Origin of the sequence: Exiguobacterium sp. Helios, from assembly GCF_014524545.1 — a bacterium.
Taxonomy (GTDB): domain Bacteria; phylum Bacillota; class Bacilli; order Exiguobacteriales; family Exiguobacteriaceae; genus Exiguobacterium_A.
Genome location: NZ_CP053557.1, coordinates 652,450 through 669,905 on the forward strand (window position 1 = coordinate 652,450; position 17,456 = coordinate 669,905).

Annotated in this window: 21 protein-coding genes and 1 riboswitch; of the genes, 16 read left to right on the top strand and 5 right to left on the bottom strand. The window is 51.1% G+C overall.

What is annotated here, in order from left to right; genetic code table 11:
• Positions 1 to 15: 15 nt before the first annotated feature.
• Positions 16 to 1,158, bottom strand: coding sequence for a Glu/Leu/Phe/Val family dehydrogenase (locus HNY42_RS03435; protein WP_188005115.1), 1,143 nt, complete (start codon positions 1,156 to 1,158; stop codon positions 16 to 18).
• 44 nt (positions 1,159 to 1,202) lie between these two features.
• Positions 1,203 to 1,598, bottom strand: a complete 396-nt coding sequence (locus HNY42_RS03440; RefSeq protein ID WP_131503388.1) for a thioesterase family protein — start codon at positions 1,596 to 1,598, stop codon at positions 1,203 to 1,205.
• A 325-nt stretch (positions 1,599 to 1,923) separates the two neighbouring features.
• On the opposite strand from HNY42_RS03440, the gene HNY42_RS03445 reads away from it, so the two are divergent.
• From HNY42_RS03445 to paaX, 12 genes are all read left to right on the top strand, one after another.
• Entirely contained in the window at positions 1,924 to 3,234 is a 1,311-nt protein-coding gene (locus HNY42_RS03445; protein ID WP_370528983.1) for a phenylacetate--CoA ligase family protein, read from the top strand.
• 1 nt (position 3,235) lies between these two features.
• Positions 3,236 to 4,207, top strand: a complete 972-nt coding sequence (gene paaA, locus HNY42_RS03450) for a 1,2-phenylacetyl-CoA epoxidase subunit PaaA (protein WP_071499513.1) — start codon at positions 3,236 to 3,238, stop codon at positions 4,205 to 4,207.
• Positions 4,208 to 4,220: 13 nt separating this feature from the next.
• Positions 4,221 to 4,565 (top strand): 1,2-phenylacetyl-CoA epoxidase subunit PaaB, encoded by a 345-nt coding sequence (gene paaB / locus HNY42_RS03455; RefSeq protein WP_131503389.1) that lies wholly within the window; start codon positions 4,221 to 4,223, stop codon positions 4,563 to 4,565.
• A complete protein-coding gene (gene paaC / locus HNY42_RS03460) occupies positions 4,562 to 5,347 on the top strand; it encodes a 1,2-phenylacetyl-CoA epoxidase subunit PaaC (protein WP_131973316.1) in 786 nt (261 codons plus the stop codon). Before paaB ends, paaC begins: the two co-directional genes overlap by 4 nt.
• A 14-nt stretch (positions 5,348 to 5,361) precedes the next feature.
• Positions 5,362 to 5,856 (top strand): 1,2-phenylacetyl-CoA epoxidase subunit PaaD, encoded by a 495-nt coding sequence (gene paaD / locus HNY42_RS03465; protein WP_131503391.1) that lies wholly within the window; start codon positions 5,362 to 5,364, stop codon positions 5,854 to 5,856.
• Between the two features lie 15 nt (positions 5,857 to 5,871).
• Entirely contained in the window at positions 5,872 to 6,195 is a 324-nt protein-coding gene (locus HNY42_RS03470) for an EthD family reductase (RefSeq protein ID WP_131503392.1), read from the top strand.
• Complete coding sequence (locus HNY42_RS03475) at positions 6,173 to 6,949, top strand: enoyl-CoA hydratase/isomerase family protein (RefSeq protein ID WP_131503393.1); 777 nt, start codon at positions 6,173 to 6,175, stop codon at positions 6,947 to 6,949. Before HNY42_RS03470 ends, HNY42_RS03475 begins: the two co-directional genes overlap by 23 nt.
• A 14-nt stretch (positions 6,950 to 6,963) precedes the next feature.
• Complete coding sequence (locus tag HNY42_RS03480) at positions 6,964 to 8,472, top strand: aldehyde dehydrogenase family protein (RefSeq protein WP_131503394.1); 1,509 nt, start codon at positions 6,964 to 6,966, stop codon at positions 8,470 to 8,472.
• Positions 8,473 to 8,528: 56 nt separating this feature from the next.
• The gene (locus HNY42_RS03485; protein WP_188005408.1) at positions 8,529 to 9,398 is read left to right on the top strand and encodes a 3-hydroxyacyl-CoA dehydrogenase; all 870 of its coding nucleotides are present in this window, start codon (positions 8,529 to 8,531) and stop codon (positions 9,396 to 9,398) included.
• Complete coding sequence (locus HNY42_RS03490) at positions 9,395 to 10,603, top strand: acetyl-CoA C-acyltransferase (RefSeq protein WP_131503395.1); 1,209 nt, start codon at positions 9,395 to 9,397, stop codon at positions 10,601 to 10,603. Before HNY42_RS03485 ends, HNY42_RS03490 begins: the two co-directional genes overlap by 4 nt.
• The gene (locus tag HNY42_RS03495) at positions 10,600 to 11,370 is read left to right on the top strand and encodes an enoyl-CoA hydratase-related protein (protein ID WP_131503396.1); all 771 of its coding nucleotides are present in this window, start codon (positions 10,600 to 10,602) and stop codon (positions 11,368 to 11,370) included. The genes HNY42_RS03490 and HNY42_RS03495 overlap by 4 nt, the downstream gene beginning before the upstream one ends.
• 76 nt (positions 11,371 to 11,446) lie before the next feature.
• Positions 11,447 to 12,331, top strand: a complete 885-nt coding sequence (gene paaX, locus HNY42_RS03500) for a phenylacetic acid degradation operon negative regulatory protein PaaX (protein ID WP_026829354.1) — start codon at positions 11,447 to 11,449, stop codon at positions 12,329 to 12,331.
• 51 nt (positions 12,332 to 12,382) lie between these two features.
• On the opposite strand, the gene HNY42_RS03505 is transcribed toward paaX, so the two are convergent.
• Positions 12,383 to 12,901, bottom strand: coding sequence for a gamma carbonic anhydrase family protein (locus HNY42_RS03505; protein WP_131503397.1), 519 nt, complete (start codon positions 12,899 to 12,901; stop codon positions 12,383 to 12,385).
• Between the two features lie 82 nt (positions 12,902 to 12,983).
• Between HNY42_RS03505 and HNY42_RS03510 the strand changes: the two genes are divergently transcribed.
• From HNY42_RS03510 to HNY42_RS03520, 3 genes are all read left to right on the top strand, one after another.
• Positions 12,984 to 13,919 carry an NAD(P)H-dependent flavin oxidoreductase gene (locus HNY42_RS03510; RefSeq protein ID WP_131503398.1) on the top strand — a complete coding sequence of 312 codons (936 nt, stop codon included), beginning with the start codon at positions 12,984 to 12,986 and terminating at the stop codon, positions 13,917 to 13,919.
• A 127-nt stretch (positions 13,920 to 14,046) separates the two neighbouring features.
• A complete protein-coding gene (locus HNY42_RS03515) occupies positions 14,047 to 14,475 on the top strand; it encodes a DMT family transporter (protein ID WP_131503399.1) in 429 nt (142 codons plus the stop codon).
• 16 nt (positions 14,476 to 14,491) lie between these two features.
• Positions 14,492 to 14,971: a DMT family transporter gene (locus HNY42_RS03520; RefSeq protein ID WP_131503400.1), complete on the top strand. Its 480-nt coding sequence runs from the start codon at positions 14,492 to 14,494 to the stop codon at positions 14,969 to 14,971.
• 99 nt (positions 14,972 to 15,070) lie between these two features.
• Here the strand turns inward: HNY42_RS03520 and msrA are convergent, their stop codons facing one another.
• On the bottom strand, positions 15,071 to 15,601 hold the full coding sequence (msrA, locus tag HNY42_RS03525; protein WP_131503401.1) for a peptide-methionine (S)-S-oxide reductase MsrA: 531 nt from the start codon (positions 15,599 to 15,601) through the stop codon (positions 15,071 to 15,073).
• 104 nt (positions 15,602 to 15,705) lie between these two features.
• A riboswitch (SAM riboswitch) is annotated at positions 15,706 to 15,809 on the bottom strand.
• Positions 15,810 to 15,880: 71 nt separating this feature from the next.
• Complete coding sequence (locus HNY42_RS03530; RefSeq protein WP_188005116.1) at positions 15,881 to 17,053, bottom strand: M20 metallopeptidase family protein; 1,173 nt, start codon at positions 17,051 to 17,053, stop codon at positions 15,881 to 15,883.
• 77 nt (positions 17,054 to 17,130) lie between these two features.
• On the opposite strand from HNY42_RS03530, the gene HNY42_RS03535 reads away from it, so the two are divergent.
• Positions 17,131 to 17,424 carry a putative quinol monooxygenase gene (locus tag HNY42_RS03535; RefSeq protein WP_026829347.1) on the top strand — a complete coding sequence of 98 codons (294 nt, stop codon included), beginning with the start codon at positions 17,131 to 17,133 and terminating at the stop codon, positions 17,422 to 17,424.
• The last annotated feature ends 32 nt before the right edge of the window (positions 17,425 to 17,456 follow it).

Here is a 17,456-nt window from a genome sequence, read left to right on the forward strand (position 1 = left end):
TCGTGTCACCTCCATTTAGTCGTTCCGGATGTTCCATTTCGGTTTGATCGTATTCGTAAAAATGTTGTTATGGCGTGAGCGGATTTGAATCCGTTTGTTGCACATCCGATTGGCTGCTTCGAGTGTCGTGATCGATTCCGCATGAGACTCGTGGAATACTTCGAGGACCGCATCATAAATATGTTTGGTTTTTAACAGGACACGTTCATGGTTCGCCCCGTATAGTTCGTCGGCAACCTGAATCAGACCGCCGCCGTTGACGATATAATCGGGTGCATATAAAATACCGCGTTGCTGTAATTCGAGCGCAAGGGCATCATCGGCAAGTTGATTGTTGGCCGATCCACAGATTGCCTTACACTGGAGCTGTCCGATGTTCGCTGCTTGGATGACACCGCCATAAGCACAAGGCACAAAGATGTCGGCATCCGTCAGGTGAATTTCATGAGCGGCAATGACACGAACCGTTCCGGGTGTTTTTTCCGCTTGCTCGACGAGAGCAGCGAGAATGGATTCGCTCAAATCGGACACGTACAGGTTAGCACCGGCAGACAATAACTGTTCCGCGACTTTATAGCCGACCTTTCCGAGTCCTTGGACAGCGTAACTGGCCCGGCTTAAATCATCGGATCCATATAACGTTTCGACCGTTGCCCGTAAGCCGTAAATGACGCCTTCCGCTGTTGGAATCGATGAATCGCCGCTTCCGCCGAAAGCTTCCGGAATCCCGACGATCCGTGACGTTTCCCGGCTGGCATGGACGAAATCTTCCATCGTCGTGCCCATATCCGTTCCGGTGTAGAAACGTCCGCCGAGTGAATCGACGAATCGTCCGAAGGCACGGAACAATTCGGGTGTTTTGTCCGTCGCCGGATTACCGATGATGACGGCTTTCCCGCCGCCGAAATCGACGTCAGCTGCTGCACATTTATACGTCATGCCACGCGACAGCCGCAAGACATCATCGAGTGCTTCGTCGACGGTCGAATACGGTGCCATCCGGCAACCACCGAGGGCGGGTCCGAGTGTCGTATCGTGAATGGCAATGATCGCCTGCAGACCGGACACAGGATCGTTACAAAAAACGACCTGTTCGTGACCGGAAATCTTCTCCATGATGGATGGTGATGGATCCGTGGATGGGTTCAACATATTCATAGTAAACATCCTCCTGACTTTAGTAAGCGCTTTCATTTTGCTCTTTAAAAAACACGCGGCGTCAACTTTTCCTGAATCAGCTGCTTATTTAAAATGATTTGTTTGACTTCCCCAAGACCGATGACACGATCACCTTGTCTGACTTCGACTTTGGCTACTACGCGGCGGGATGTGAGCTCGCTGACAGTGGCTTCGATGCGGATATTGGATCCGAGTGTCGCCATTCCTAAATGCTTCAAGGAAACAGCACCACCGACTCCTTCTTCCTGTTCTTCCAGGTAGGGGAGGATGAGTTTTCGAGCGGCCCATTCCATATGATAGACCATCGAGACGGTGGAGTAAGCCGGGTGGACGACCACACCTTCGAACTGAGCGAACATTTCTTCTGTGACAATCGCCTCGATGACAGCAGAGTCGCCGAGCGACAAACCGTTTTTCATATCGTTTCCCCCTTGCCTGTGACCACAGCTGGTCTTACCAAAAATAGTATAACACTTGTCACACGATATTTTATCAATCAGTTACGAAATGAGCAAACATTTTCAGGAATATTTTCCAAAAAGAAATATCATTTTTAGTGTTTCTCTATAGGAAAGGTCTTTATTCAGACTTTTAATTGAAAAAAAGACCGGAATCAAGAAAGTTGGGAGCTTTTAACAAAATGAAGGATTGACAACATTGTGAACGTATCGTAGTTTAATAGTATAACCGTTTTAAAACGGACGTTTGTTTATTGTGTTATATAGACGCGGGAAGGGGTGCCACTTGTATAACGAAATCCTGGAAACGATGGAAGCGGAAGAACGATCCCGCTTACAGCTTGCAAGTTTACGTGAGACCGTTCGTCATGTGATGGAACATGTCCCGTTTTATCAAACCCGCTTCATGGAACGGGGACTTAATCCGGAGGAATTCCAAACGATGGCGGATATTCAAAAGTTACCGTTCACATACAAAAGTGATTTGCGGGAACAGTATCCGTTTGGCTTATTTGCGGTTCCGCCTCAGGAAACGGTCCGGATCCATGCTTCATCCGGAACAAGTGGAAAACCGACCGTCGTTGGTTATACACAAAGCGATTTGGATGATTGGTCGAAAGCTGTCGCACGTGGTCTGGTCGCCATCGGTGCTGAAAAAACCGACTTGTTGCACAATGCTTACGGATACGGTTTATTCACCGGCGGACTCGGTCTGCACAGCGGAGCCGAAAAACTCGGGATGACGATTGTTCCCGTGTCCGGCGGTAATACCGACCGGCAAATCACGTTGATTGAAGATTTCCAGCCCCGTGGAATTTGCGGAACACCGTCTTATATGTTGCATCTTGCGGAACGGATGGAAGAAAAGGGGTTTAATCCGAAAGCGAGCAGCCTCCGGTACGGGATTTTTGGAGCCGAGCCATGGTCGGAAGAACTGCGGAAGACCCTCGAAAACAAGTGGGGGATCCGGGCTTTTGATATCTACGGTCTCAGCGAAATCATGGGACCGGGTGTCGCAATGGAGTGTCAGGAACAAAACGGATTGCATCTGATGGATGATTTGTTTATCACGGAAGTCATTGATCCCGCAACGGGCGAACCGCTACCAGAAGGAATGGTCGGGGAACTCGTTTTTACAAGTTTGAAAAAGAAAGCGCTTCCAATAATTCGGTATCGTACCGGAGACTTGGCATCCGTCACGACAAAAATGTGCGGCTGTGGTCGGACGACGACCCGGATGTCGCGGGTCAAAGGGCGGACGGATGACATGATGATCATCCGTGGCGTCAACGTCTTTCCGTCCGAAATTGAACGGGTCTTATTACAGCAACCGGGTGTCACACCCCATTATCAAATTCACCGGATTCAACGGGCCGGTCTTGAAGCATTGGAACTGCACATCGAACTTGAACCGGGAACAGTTGCTGAAGAACTGAAACGGGGCATCTGTCATGCCATGAAAACCGAATGTCTGATCTCGGTGGATCTGATTTGTCACCCGCCATACGGTCTTCCGCGCTCTGAAGGGAAGGCTGTCCGGATCATCGACCGTCGCGCAATGTCCGAGAAGAAGTTGTTTAAGCAGAGGAGGAACTGAAATGTACGATGCGACGCATCTTTTTGAACCACCGGTCATGACTGAAGAAGAAAAATTGGAACGGTTTAAAGAACGAATCGAAAACGGGGAAAAAATCGAAGCGGACGACTGGATGCCTGATTTCTACCGCGACACGCTGATCAAGCTGATTTCCATGCACGGCATCAGTGAAATCATGGGGGCTTTACCGGAAAAGGAATGGGTGCCAAAAGCTCCGTCGTTACGCCGGAAGCTCGGCATCATGGCAAAAGTCCAGGATGAGATGGGGCACGGTCAACTCCTGCTTCGGGTCGTCGAGGATTTGATGAAGCCGTACGGAAAAACACGGGCCGACTTAATGGACGATTTATTTACGGGACGCCTCAAATTCCACAACGTCTTCCACATGCCGACGCGTTCGTGGGCAGATGCCGGAACAATCGGCTGGCTCGTCGACGGAGCAGCCATCATTACTCAGACGAATATGCTCGGGGCTTCATATGGTCCTTATGCGCGGGCGTTGCAACGGATTTGTGCGGAGGAAGTATTCCATGCCCAGCACGGTGAGTCGATTATCATGGCACTGGCGGAAGGGACACCGGAACAAAAAGCGATGATTCAGGAATCCCTGGATGAATGGTGGGAATCCCTCTTGATGTTCTTCGGTCCGGCGTCGAAAGAGACGACCGGTACGTCCAAACAGGACGTGACGATTGCCTACAAAATCCGGACGAAAACGAACGAAGAGTTGCGTCAAAATTTCTTTACGAAATACGTTCCCCGGATCCGTTCGCTCGGACTCGTCATTCCGGATCCGACATTACGATTCGACGAGGAGACAGGACAGTGGATTTACGCCCAGCCGGACTGGACGGAATTCAAGAAAATCATTCAAGGTGGCGGCCCCCGTTCGAAGGAACGGCTCGCCTTACGTCAAACTTCGTATCAAAACAATGCGTGGGTACGCGAGGCACTTGCTGAGACGATCGGCTGAAGGAGGAGAGACCATGACGGAAACGTTTTATCAGGAGTTCGAGATTTTCAGTAAACGGACGCCGAATGCCGCTTTTACGCATCAGTTCAGTTTACTGGCACCGAATAAAGAGATGGCCCTTTTGATGGCGCAGGAAAACTTCATGCGCCGGGAGCCGGTCGTCGACATCTGGGTCGTCAAACGGGAAGATATCCGGGGAATGACTCCGGATGAAAAGCTGATGCTGCAACGGCTGGATAACAAAGATTACCGGACGACGAAAGGGTACGGCTACCTTAAGAAAAAATGGCGTCATTATGAACAACAGATGCTCGACGAAAAAGAAATCATGTCCTGGCAAGGAGGCGATTCCAAATGACGGAAGCAGAACGTTTGGCCTTGGGCTCACTGCTCTATCAATTAGCAGATGATGACTTTTTATATGCCTACCGCGGATCGGAATGGTTGGGACTCGCCCCGCATATCGAAGAAGATGTCGCGTCGTCCTCGATTGCTCAGGATTCGATGGGGCATGCGGCCATGTACTACCAACTGCTCGAAGAAATCGGCGAAGGAAAGGCTGATGCACTCGCTCATGTGCGGCTTGCGCATGAACGGAAAAACTCGGTCCTCGTCGAACGGGTCAACGGACCGGGATATTATATGGAGAATCCGGAATATGACTGGGCGTATGCCGTCGTGCGCAACTATTGTTATACGCTTGCGAAAAAGGTACGGATTGACTCGTTGAAAAAAAGCAGTTATGCGCCGCTCGCAGCACTCGCCGTCAAGGTCAACATGGAGTTGTACTATCATTTGTTGCACTGGCAAACGTGGTTCACCCAGCTGTATCAATCAACAGAAACAGCCCGTCAGAAGATGGATGCGGCTCTTGAACGGGTATTGGCTGACTTCGGTGACCTGTTTGATTACGGGGAAGCAGCGGAAATGATTGACGAGATGCGCCTGATTGAGGGGAAGGGGATTTTACTGGATCGTTGGTATCAGGCACTGACACCGGTCCTCGTCGATCTGAACGTCACGTTGCCGGAAATGAACATGACCTACAACGGACGAAACGGTGAACATTCTTCTGATTTGAACGATGCCTTATCGACGCTCGGGGAAGTCTATCTGCTCGATCAGTCAGCGGTATGGTGAAGGAGGAACGGCAGATGACGACAAGACTAGAACAGGACATCCGGGAAGCCCTGGATACAGTTAAAGATCCGGAAATCGATGCGGTAAGTATTCTCGATCTCGGAATGGTCGAAGCGACGGAATGGACGGAGACACCGTTCGGATACGATATCCGGATTACGCTTCTCCCGACATTTTTAGGATGTCCGGCGCTTGATATCATCCAAAAGAACACCGAATCCGCTTTGTTACAAGTGCCCCAGGTCAATACGGTCGATGTCGTTTTCCTGTTTGATCCGCCGTGGACCTCGGACCGGATTACAGAACAAGGAATTACCGGTCTGAAGTCCTTTGGAATTGCCCCGCCGCGGGTCGTCGACGGAAAGTGGGAAATCGACTGCCCGTACTGCGGATCGACGTTCGTCTCGATTGAAAATCTGTTTGGTCCGACGGCTTGCCGGAGTATTTTATATTGTAAATCATGCAAAAATCCATTCGAGGCGATGAAACCCGTCTCTACTCTCATGTGAAGGAAGGTAATCATTATGGTAAAACTAATCGCGCTTTATACACATCCGGAGAACAAGGAACAGTTTGACGAGCATTATTTCAATGTCCACGGTCCACTGACGGCGAAGATTCCCGGTCTGCAGCAGATGACGGTCACGAAGATCGTCGGTTCACCAATGGGCGGAGACGGTAAATATTATCTGATGTGCGAAATGGTCTACGAAAACCATGAAACGATGAAAGCCGGCATGCGTTCGCTTGAAGGAAAAGCGTCCGGTAAAGATTTGATGGGCTTTGCGGGAGATCTTGTGACGCTGATGATTGGTGAAGAAGTCCATGCTGACGCCACAGTACGTTAAGACAAGTATCGAGGGGCGAATCGGCCGGATTCGACTGAATCGCCCGGAACGTTACAATGCCTTGAACCGGACGATGATTCGGGAAATCGTCGAAGCGATGGAACAGTTTGATCAGGACGAAGCGATTACAGTCATTGTCCTGAACGGGGAAGGAAAATCCTTTTCAGCCGGAGCCGATATCGAGGAGATGGTCGACGCAACGCCGATTTCGATGGAATTACTCGATCCGTTTGCCGATTGGGACCGGATCAGCCGGTTGCATAAGCCGCTGATTGCTGCGGTTCATGGATTTGTGCTCGGCGGCGGGTTTGAACTGGCACTGGCCTGTGATTTGATTTATGCGACACCGGAGACTCAGTTCGGTTTCCCGGAAGTCGGACTCGGTGTCATGCCGGGCGCCGGCGGGACGCAACGCCTGACGAAACGGATCGGCCGGACCCGGGCCCTTGAATGGTTATGGACGGGAGACCGGATGCTGGCATCGGAAGCAGAATGTCTTGGAATCATCAACCGGATTGTGGAAGCGGATCAACTCGAAGCAAGTGTTTTGGCCGTTGCCGAACGGATTGCGGCACAACCGGTGATGTCCGTGCGACTGATCAAAGATGCAGTCGATAAGGCAGGCGACCTGTCGTTGCAAGACGGCATGGATCATGAAAGAAGAAATTTCTACTTACTATTCGGGACGAATGATCAGACGGAAGGGATGCAAGCCTTTCTTGACAAACGTCAACCGACATTCAAAGGAAACTAAGGGGAGTGGGAGCTATGTCAACGGTACATGAAAAAACAATCGAGATGAAACGTTCCGTCTATCATCTGGTCATCAACGGCGAGCAAGTCGAAGGGACATCAGGGGAGACCTTCAAGACCTATAATCCGGCAACCGGCGAAGTCATCGCCGAAGTCGCAAAAGCTTCAAAAGAAGATGCCAATCGTGCGGTACAGGCGGCACGGGAAGCCTTCGATCACGGAAAATGGAAAATGTGGCCGGTTGGTCGCCGGTCGCAAGTCCTGAACAAAATTGCCGGTATCATGCGTTCACGTTTCAACGAACTGGTGGAACTCGAGATTCTCGATACCGGAAAATCCCTCGCGGCAGCGCAAGGGCAAATCACGCAAGCGATTGAAGACTTTGAATTTTATGCCGGAGCCATCGTCGGTCACCGTGGTGCCGTCAATAACGTGCCGGGGCAATTCCATAACTACACGGAAAAAGAACCGGTCGGTGTCTGTGCCCAAATCATTCCATGGAACTATCCATTGATGATGGCGGCCTGGAAAGTCGCACCGGCGATTGCGGTCGGCTGTTCGGTTGTCGTCAAACCGGCGACGCTGACACCGTTGACAGCCATCATCCTCGGCGAAATTTGTCTCGAAGCCGGTGTACCGGCAGGTGTCGTCAACGTTATTCCGGGATCGGGCCGCGAAATCGGCAACCACTTGGTGGAACACCCGAATGTCGATAAAGTCGCCTTTACCGGTTCGACACCGGTTGGAAAAGATATCATGGGCCGGGCGTCGGAAAGCTTAAAACGCGTTACGCTTGAACTCGGCGGTAAATCACCGAACCTCGTGTTTGAGGATGCCGACATCACGGCAGCCGTCGACGGGTCACTGTTTGGCATCTTCTATAACAGCGGACAGTCATGCGAAGCCCGGTCGCGCCTGTATGTCCATGAAGACATTTACGATACGTTCATGGAACAATTCGTCGCCAAAACAAAACAATTGGTACTCGGTAATCCGTTTGATAAAGGGACGCATGTCGGGGCAATCATCGATCAACAACAGCTTGATGTCATCGACGGTTATATCCAGTCGGCAAAAGCGGACGGAGCTACGATCTTGACGGGAGGTCAAATCGAGAAAGTGGCTGGTTTTGAAGAAGGTTTCTGGTATGCACCGACAATCATTGCCGATGTCACACACGAGATGAAAGTTGTCCAGGAAGAAATCTTTGGACCGGTCGTCGTCGTGATGAAGTTCAAGGATGAAAAAGAAGCCGTTCGTCTGGCAAACGACACGGAGTTCGGACTTGGGTCGGCAATTTGGACAAAAGACGGAGCACGCGCGACGCGGATTGCGAATCAGATCAAAGCCGGTATCGTCATGATCAACTGTCCGTTCTCAGCCTTCCCGGGCACACCGTTCGGCGGCTACAAACAATCTGGTTTCGGGCGCGAACTCTGCATCGAGACACTTGATTTATATACGGAAACGAAAAGTATCCTGTCGTATTACGGCAGTCGTCCACTTAATCCGTTCGGACTGTAAAAACCAAGCGTGCGGACGTTCGTCCGCACGCTTTTTTAAAGGAGGAAAATCAGATGATGGTTCAACAGATGGTGGTCGTAGGGTCAGGTGTGATGGGCAGAGGGATTGCATACGTAGCAGCAGCCAGCGGATTTGACGTGACATTGGTCGATGTCGAGCAACAGTTGCTGACGTCCGCACAACAGGAATTGGAACAGGTTGCCGATAAAGCCATCGTCCGCGGGAAAATGACGACGGAAGAAGTCGGGCAACTGTTCGACCGTTTGCGTTATGCAACGGATTTAAAGGAGTCTGTCAGAGACGCAGATCTTGTGATTGAAGCCGTTCCGGAACGGCTTGATATTAAGCGGACAGTCTTTGAGACACTGGACCGTTATGCGCCGGCAGGTTGTGTTTTTGCGACCAATACGTCGACGATGAGCCCGACCGAGATTGCTTCGTTTACGAAACGTCCGGAACGGGTCATGGCGATGCACTTCTTTAATCCGGTTCATCGGATGCCGCTCGTCGAACTGGCACGGGGGCTTGAAACGTCAGAAGAGACCGTGTCGATTTGTGAAACCGTTGCGCAACAAATGGGGAAAGAGACAGTTGTCATCCGTGAGTTTCCCGGACTCGTCACGTCACGCATCAGTGCCCTTGTCGGCAATGAAGCATTTTATATGTTGCAGGAAGGACTCGGCACACCGGAAGAAATTGATAAAGCAATTAAGCTCGGACTGAACTATCCGATGGGACCGTTCGAACTCGGGGATCTCGTCGGACTCGACACCCGCTTAAACAATCTACGGTATCTTCACGAAAAGTTAGGCGAAAAATACCGTCCGGCACCGCTCCTCGAACAATACGTCAAAGCAGGACGTCTCGGACGGAAAACCGGGCGCGGCGTCTATGATTATTCGGACAGCGGGGTGAAGAGCCGATGAGACGTGTCGCCATCATGGATGCGGTCCGTACACCAATCGGCCGCTATAACGGAGTACTCAAAGACGTCCGGCCGGATGATTTAGGGGCTTGTGTCATCAAAGCGCTCGTTGATCGAAATCCGGAGTTGGATCCGCATTTAATCGAAGAAGTGATTTTTGGAAATGCCAATCAGGCAGGGGAAGACAACCGGAATGTCGCCCGCATGTCTGGCCTGCTTGCCGGTCTGCCGGTCGAAGTTGCCGGAACAACCGTTAACCGGTTGTGCGGTTCCGGACTCGATGCTGTCATCGCCGCAGCCCGGGCGATTGCGATGAACGAAGGGGAGATTTATATTGCCGGCGGAACGGAAAGCATGACCCGGGCTCCGCTCGTCATGGGCAAGCCGGAAACCGGTTTCGCCCGCGGGAATCCGGCGATCTACGATACGACGATCGGGTGGCGGTTCGTCAATGAAAAACTGCGAGATATGTACGGAACAGACTCGATGCCGGAGACGGCGGAACACGTCGCAACCCGGTATGGGATTTCACGGGAAGCGCAAGATGATTTTGCCTTTTTAAGTCAGCAACGGGCGAAACAGGCGATGGAGACACATCGTTTTCAAACAGAACTTGTTCCGGTGCAGTATACGACACGCAAAGGACAGATCGTCGAAGTGAAGACGGATGAACATCCACGTCCTGACACGAGTCGCGAAAAACTGGGCACGCTTAAAAGCCTGTTTCCGAACGGCACCGTCACGGCAGGGAATGCTTCCGGTATCAACGACGGGGCAGCTGCCTTGTTATTGATGAGTGAAGAAACAGCGGAACGTCTCGGATTGACACCGCTCGCCTATTACCGGGCCAGTGCCGTTGCCGGCGTCGAACCGGCTGTCATGGGAATCGGACCGGTTGATGCGACGCGCAAAGCGCTGAACCGGGCAGGATTGACGGTCAACCAGCTGGATTTGATTGAACTCAACGAAGCGTTTGCCGCACAAAGCGTCGCCTGTATGCAAGAACTCGGATTACCGCCGGAAAAAGTCAACGTCAACGGAGGAGCCATTGCCTTTGGTCATCCGCTCGGTGCAAGCGGAGCACGGATTTTAACGACGTTAATCCACGAGATGTGCCGCACGAATCAGACATATGGTCTGGCGACGATGTGTGTCGGGGTCGGACAAGGCATTGCCCTCGTCGTGGAACGGGAGGGACTCACATGATTCATTTGGAACGACGCGACTACGTCGTCATCATTCGGATTGACCGGCCGGAACGGATGAACTGCTTTGATTATCCGACGCTGGTTGAGCTGCAACAGCTGGTCACGACCGTTCGTCACGATCCGACCATCCGGGTTGTCATCTTTACCGGAACAGGGAAGGCGTTCAGCGCCGGTGCTGACTTGAAGGAACGGGTGACGTTAAACGAAACGGAAGTCCGGCGAAACGTCGAAGCCATTCGTGACGTCTTCACAGATATCGCCCATCTGCCGCAACCGACGATTGCTGCGGTCAACGGTCATGCACTCGGCGGCGGTTTCGAATGGATGCTCGCCTGTGATTTCCGGATCATCGTCGAAGGGGCATTGGTCGGATTGACAGAAACCAGTTTCGGCATCATTCCCGGTGCCGGCGGGACACAACGGTTGCCGCGGTTGATTGGAGAGACCCGGGCGAAAGAACTGATTTTCACAGCCAGGAAAATTGATGCACAGACCGCTGAACAGTACGGGATTGTCTCGCGTGTCGTCGCAACAGGGGAAGAATTGATGGCAGTTTGTCTTTCGTTTGCGGATGAGATGTTACAAAATGGACCGGTTGCCATCCGACAGGCTAAACAGGCGATTGACCAAGGACTCGATCAATCTCTCTCGGAGGGCTTGAAAATTGAAACATCCGCTTACGAAGCGGTCATCCCGACGGAAGACCGGCTGGAAGCGTTACGCGCCTTCGCCGAAAAACGGACGCCACAGTTTCAAGGAAAATGAGGATGGTCGTCCTCTGAAATAACACGTATACTAACGGTACACAAAAAAACGTTATATTAAAGAGAGAGTGAATGACATGAGTGCGAATACCCAATCGATGATTTTTACGGTATACGGAGATTACATCCGCCATTACGGCAATCAAATCTGGGTCGGCAGTCTGATCCGCCTATTGAAAGAATTCGGTCATAATGAACAGGCGGTCCGGGTTGCCGTTTCCCGGATGGTCAAACAAGGCTGGTTGACGTCACAAAAACAAGGGACAAAAAGTTTTTATTCGTTGACCCCGCGCGGTGTTGAGCGGATGGAAGAAGCCGCGCGACGGATATACAAATCGACGCCTCATGTCTGGGACGGGAAATGGCGGACCTTGATGTACACGATTCCGGAGGACAAACGGCAAATTCGGGATGAATTACGAAAAGAGTTGTCCTGGAGCGGTTTCGGGAATTTATCGAACGGGGTCTGGATTTCACCGAACCCGCTCGAAAAAGAAGCGGAGCGGTTGATTGACGCCTACGGTATCACCGAGTACGTCGATTTTTTCGTCGGCGAATATCATGGACCGCAACCGGATCAATCGCTGGTCGAACGCGCTTTCCCACTGGATGAGTTGCAAGAACGGTATGAACGGTTCATTGCGGAATACAGCCGGCGTTATATCGTCCATCAAAGCCGGATTCAGCTTGGCGAGATGGACGAGGAGCAGTGTTTTGTCGAACGGACGACACTTGTCCATGAATACCGGAAGTTTTTGTTTACCGATCCCGGTCTGCCGCAAGAGTTGTTGCCGGATGAGTGGAGCGGTCATCATGCCGCTTTGCTGTTTGAACAATACTACCGGCTACTCGCGGAACCGGCGAGCCGGTTTTTTGAATCGATCTTCCGTGAAACACATGATGTGACGCAAAAAAGTGCTGATTATGATGCATCGGAACATCCGTTGTTCGCGGAACGATAAAACGAAAACGCTCATCCCGAAGAAGCGAGATGAGCGTTTTCGTGCCGACAATCAATTTTCAGCAAGCTGTTTGCGGAAGGCGTATCCTTTATCGACATACGAATCGATGGATTCCTGAATCATCTCAAGGTCTGCTGCCGTGAGTTCCCGCACGACCTTGCCCGGTGATCCGATGATGAGCGAACGAGGCGGGAATTTTTTGCCGGATGGGATTAAGGTGTTGGCACCGATGATACATTCTTCACCGATTTCAGCATGATCGAGAACAGTGGCCCCCATACCGACAATCGAGCGCCGACCGATTTTACAACCGTGCAAGATGGCATTGTGACCGACCGTCACTTCATCTTCGACGATGACCGGTGCACCCTCGTAGAGATGGATGGTCGCATTGTCCTGGATACTGCAACGTTTGCCGATCGTAATCGGTCCTTCATCGCCGCGCAGGACGGCATTGAACCAAATCGTCGATTCTTCGCCGACGGTCACGTCACCAATCAAAAAAGCACCGGGGGCGACAAACACATGTGTGGCTAGCTTTGGTGAAACATCGCGGTACGGAATATTCATAAGGACGCCTCTTTTCTAAAAATGAATTAAAATTCAGTCCTACTTAGTATACCATTCTTAACAACGGAAACGGAGGGAGACCATGTCTCGTCTATGTACCACATTACAGATTGATGTGCCGATCATTCAAGGGGGTATGGGGAATATCAGCCATGCCGAACTGACGGCGGCGGTCTCGAATGCCGGAGGTCTCGGAACGATTGGATGCGGAACGATGACGCCTGTCGAGGTCAAACAATTGATTGACGCGACACGAAGCTTGACGTCGCGTCCGTTTGCCTTGAATATCGCCATCCGGGTCTCACCTTATACCGAACAGTTGATTGAGTTAGCAATCGAGGAACGGATTCCGGTCGTGTCCTTGTCAGCCGGTAATCCGGCTCCTTTTTTATCGAAGTTACGGGAGGCGGGAATCCGGACGATTGGTGTCGTTGCTTCCGTCAAACAGGCAATTAAAGCCGAGCAGTCCGGAGTGGACATACTGGTAGCGGAAGGCGTCGAGGCGGCGGGAATCAATTCACCGCTCGAGTTGACGACGATGACCCTGATTCCGCAAATCACGGATCATGTCACGCTTCCTGTCCTTGCCGCGGGCGGCATCGGCGACGGACGTGGTCTTGCAGCAGCCTGGATGCTCGGAGCAGAAGGCGTGCAGCTCGGAACCCGGTTGATTGCGACACAGGAATCCCGTGTCCATGAGCACTATAAAAGACACCTCGTGCAGGCGGATGATCTCGGGACACGAATCATCGGCCGAGAAGTCGGACAAGTCCGGCGGGTATTGAACGGACCGTATGTCGATGCGTTGCAGCCGACATCACTCGCTGCCTTTCAGGAACAGACGAACGAATCGTTTCATATCAAAGGGGCACTCGAAGGCGACGAAACAGCAGGATACGTCAATGCCGGTCTCGTTTCCGGTTTGATTGATGATGTTCCGACCGTTGCGGAACTCTTTAACCGGATGATGGATGATGCTTTCGGACGAATCGAACGGACATACCGGGCACTCCAGTAACTCCAGTAACGTGAATATAAGCGCAGCTGACCGATCAGGTCGGCTTTTTTTGTGTTTCAGGACATTTGTCCTTTAAAAAGATGACAGAATAGGGTCTACTCGTAACTAGAGAAAAAGGAGGATGAAGATGCAAGGAATCGTGTTTGCCTTATTCAGTGGATTGTTTATTGCCTTACAAGGCATCTTTAATGCCCGGCTCGGTGACGCGGTTGGTCCATGGTTATCCGTAACCATCGTCCATTTCGTTGGTCTGATCGGATGTTTATTGATTTACGGCTTTGTTCGGGATCGTAAAATCGGCGGTTTTCGCACGTTACCGCTTATTTATGCGAGCGGCGGATTGCTCGGTGTTTTAGTCGTCGTTACGGAACTGACGTCAATTCAATTACTCGGCATGACATGGGCAATGTCGCTGTTGCTCGTCGCACAGATTCTGTGTGCCTTTGTAATTGATTTGAACGGCTGGTTCGGAGTCATTAAAAAAAGCAGTAACAAAGGGCAGTGGATCGGAGTCGGTTTGATGTTGACCGGCGTCCTGATCTTTTCATTTACCTGAGTAGGAGGAGATAGAAATGGGATTAGGCATGTTTTGTGCCATCGTCGCAGGGATGATGATCAGTTTACAAACTGTTTTGAACGCACGGATGAGTCATGTCTTTGGTGCCTGGGCGACGACGACGTTAGTCTTTTTGGTCGGTCTGATTGGTTCGTTGCTTGCCTTGGTTTTCTTTCGGGGCGGGGAGGTCGCAGCGCTTACGGAGGTCGAACCGCTTTATCTATTTGGCGGTTTCGTCGGTGTCGGTGTCGTATTTTGTGTCATGCGGGGTATTCAACTGCTCGGTCCGTCCATCGCGATTTCCGTCGTCCTGATTTCGCAACTCAGTTTTGCGTTGTGTGTCGACGTTTTTGGCTGGTTTGGTTTACCAAAAGTCGATTTATCGTTTGGGCAGATCATCGGCCTGGCCGTCATGCTGAGCGGCATTTTCGTCTTAAAACGGTATCAGGTCGTGGACGAGTCAAATCAAACAGATGAAATCAAAGCGATTTCTTAAAAACATCGTCAACCACTCAAAAGAGATCACGGCTTTCACGCGACTTTTACAGTAAAGTGCGTGAAAGGGTGATCTCTTTTAAAAGACGCTTCGTTTAAATCAGACGGATACTTCTTCTTTCCAGGCGACGTCGATAAAGGCATCACGGCCGGAGGCTTTCCGGTCTTTTTTGTAGTGGGCCGGATTTTTTTTATGGAAGTCCTGATGGTATTCTTCCGCCGGATAGAAAGCAGCTGCCGGTTCGATCCGTGTAACGATCGGTTGTTTGAAACGGTTTGTTGCAGCCAGCGCATCACGTGACGCAATCGCTGCAAGGCGTTGTTCTTCCGTATGGTAAAAAATCGCCGGGGCATACTGTGTACCACGGTCCTGGAATTGTCCGCCGGCATCGGTCGGATCCGTTTGCGGCCAATACAGTTCGAGTAACCGTTCGTATGAGAACAGTGCCGGGTCAAATGTAATCTCGACGACTTCGGAATGTCCGGTCGTTCCGGTTTTGACCTGCTCATATGTCGGATTGTCGACGTGTCCTCCTGTATAACCGGACACGATACTGTGAATCCCCGGTAATTCCTCAAATGGTGTCACCATGCACCAGAAACATCCTCCTGCAAATGTTGCTTTTTCCATGTCATCTCTCCCTTTCTCCTGGCCTCTTGAGCCGTAATGCTCTCATTTCTGACAGCGAGAAAACGAAAACGACTCCTTTGCTTGGTTGCAAAAGGAGTCGCCGCTTTTTATCAACCAAAGCTTTCGCTTTGCTGGTCGTAGCACCTTGCTGTGCGCAGGTTGCTGGGACGTCATCGATCCAGATCTCTCGGTCCACTCTTGATAAGTGTTATATGAAGTTGATGTAAGTTCGTTATCATTGGGATGATAATACCATTCATAAAAGTGGAAAGTCAATTCTTATGTTTGCAGGGCACGAAGAACTGTCGCCCCTAACGTTTTCGCCCCGATCAGTAAAGCCCGCTCATCGATTTCGTACTTCGGATGGTGTTGCGGATAAATCGTGCGTCCATCTGTTTTCGCGGAGCCGGTAAAGAAATAACTGCCCGGAACCTGTTCCAGGTAATAGGCAAAATCATCGGCTGCCATCATCGGTTTCATTTCACGGACCTGTGCTTCCGGCAAAAAACCGGCCGCTTCCCGGACGAGCTTCGTTTCATCCGGATGATTCCAAAGGGACGGGTAACCTGTCGTGAAATCAATGGAATAATCAGCGCCGATTCCGGTGCAGGTCGTCCGTGCGACGAGATCCACCTGTTGGCGCAACTGATGCCGGAGTTGTTCGTTGAACGTCCGGATTTCTCCGACAATCCGGGCTTCGCCGGTCACGATGTTCGGTGCGGTTCCGGCATGAAATGAACCGATTGCAACGATGGCCGGCTCAAACGGATCAACGCGCCGGCTGACGAGGTGCTGAAGATTACAGACAAGCTGTGCACCGGCGACAAGTGCGTCCTGCGTCCGGTGTGGCGCTTGGGCATGACCGCCTTGACCATGAACAACGATTTCAAATTCATCGATCGCACATAATGTATGCCCGCTGTGATAACCGATCGTTCCGACCGGAAGATCATTTTCGAGGTGTGTGCCGAAAATCGCATCGACACCGTCGAGACAGCCGTCCTCAATCATTTGAATCGCACCACCCGGAAATACTTCTTCACCGTGTTGGTGGATAAAGACGACAGTACCTGTTAATTCATCCCGGATGGCTTGAAAAGCAGCGGCGAGTCCAAGGACAATCGCCGTGTGTCCGTCGTGTCCGCAAGCATGCATGACACCGGGACGGATTGAGCGGAACGATAATTCCGTTTCTTCCTGGAGCGGTAACGCATCAAAATCGGCCCGGACCGCAATTGTTTTTCCGGGACGGGTGCCGGTCAGTGTCGCGACGATTCCGCTGCCACCGACGTTCGCACGGTAAGGAATACCGAGTGCATCATAAAACGCAGAAATTTTAGCAGGCGTCCGGACTTCCTGGAACGATAATTCCGGATGGCGGTGAAAGTCACGGCGTAAACGAATCATCTCTGATTCATACTCAGTTAAGTAGGTGAATAAATTTTCTTGCATCGAAATCATCCTTTTCGGTATGTCTTGAGTAAAAACGGGTACAGATAGAAGTAATCAATTAGAGGAGGAATCAACATATGGGTGAAATCATTGTCAATGCCGTTCTTACAGTCAAAGCAGGATTAGCTGATCAAGTCTTTCCGATTCTAAGTACAGTCTACAAAGCAGCGCAAAACGAGCCGGGCTGCCTACGTTATACGTTACATCAATCGATTGAAAATGAACATCAGTTCATGCTCTATGAAGTCTACCAAGACGAAGCAGCACTTGAGGCTCATATTGCATCGGACCACTATAAAGCATACCGCGAACAAATTGAGTTGTATCTTGAGGATCGTCAAGTGACAAAGTATGTCGAGATGACATTCTAAATCAATGAAAGAAGGGCGTATGGATCCGGAAG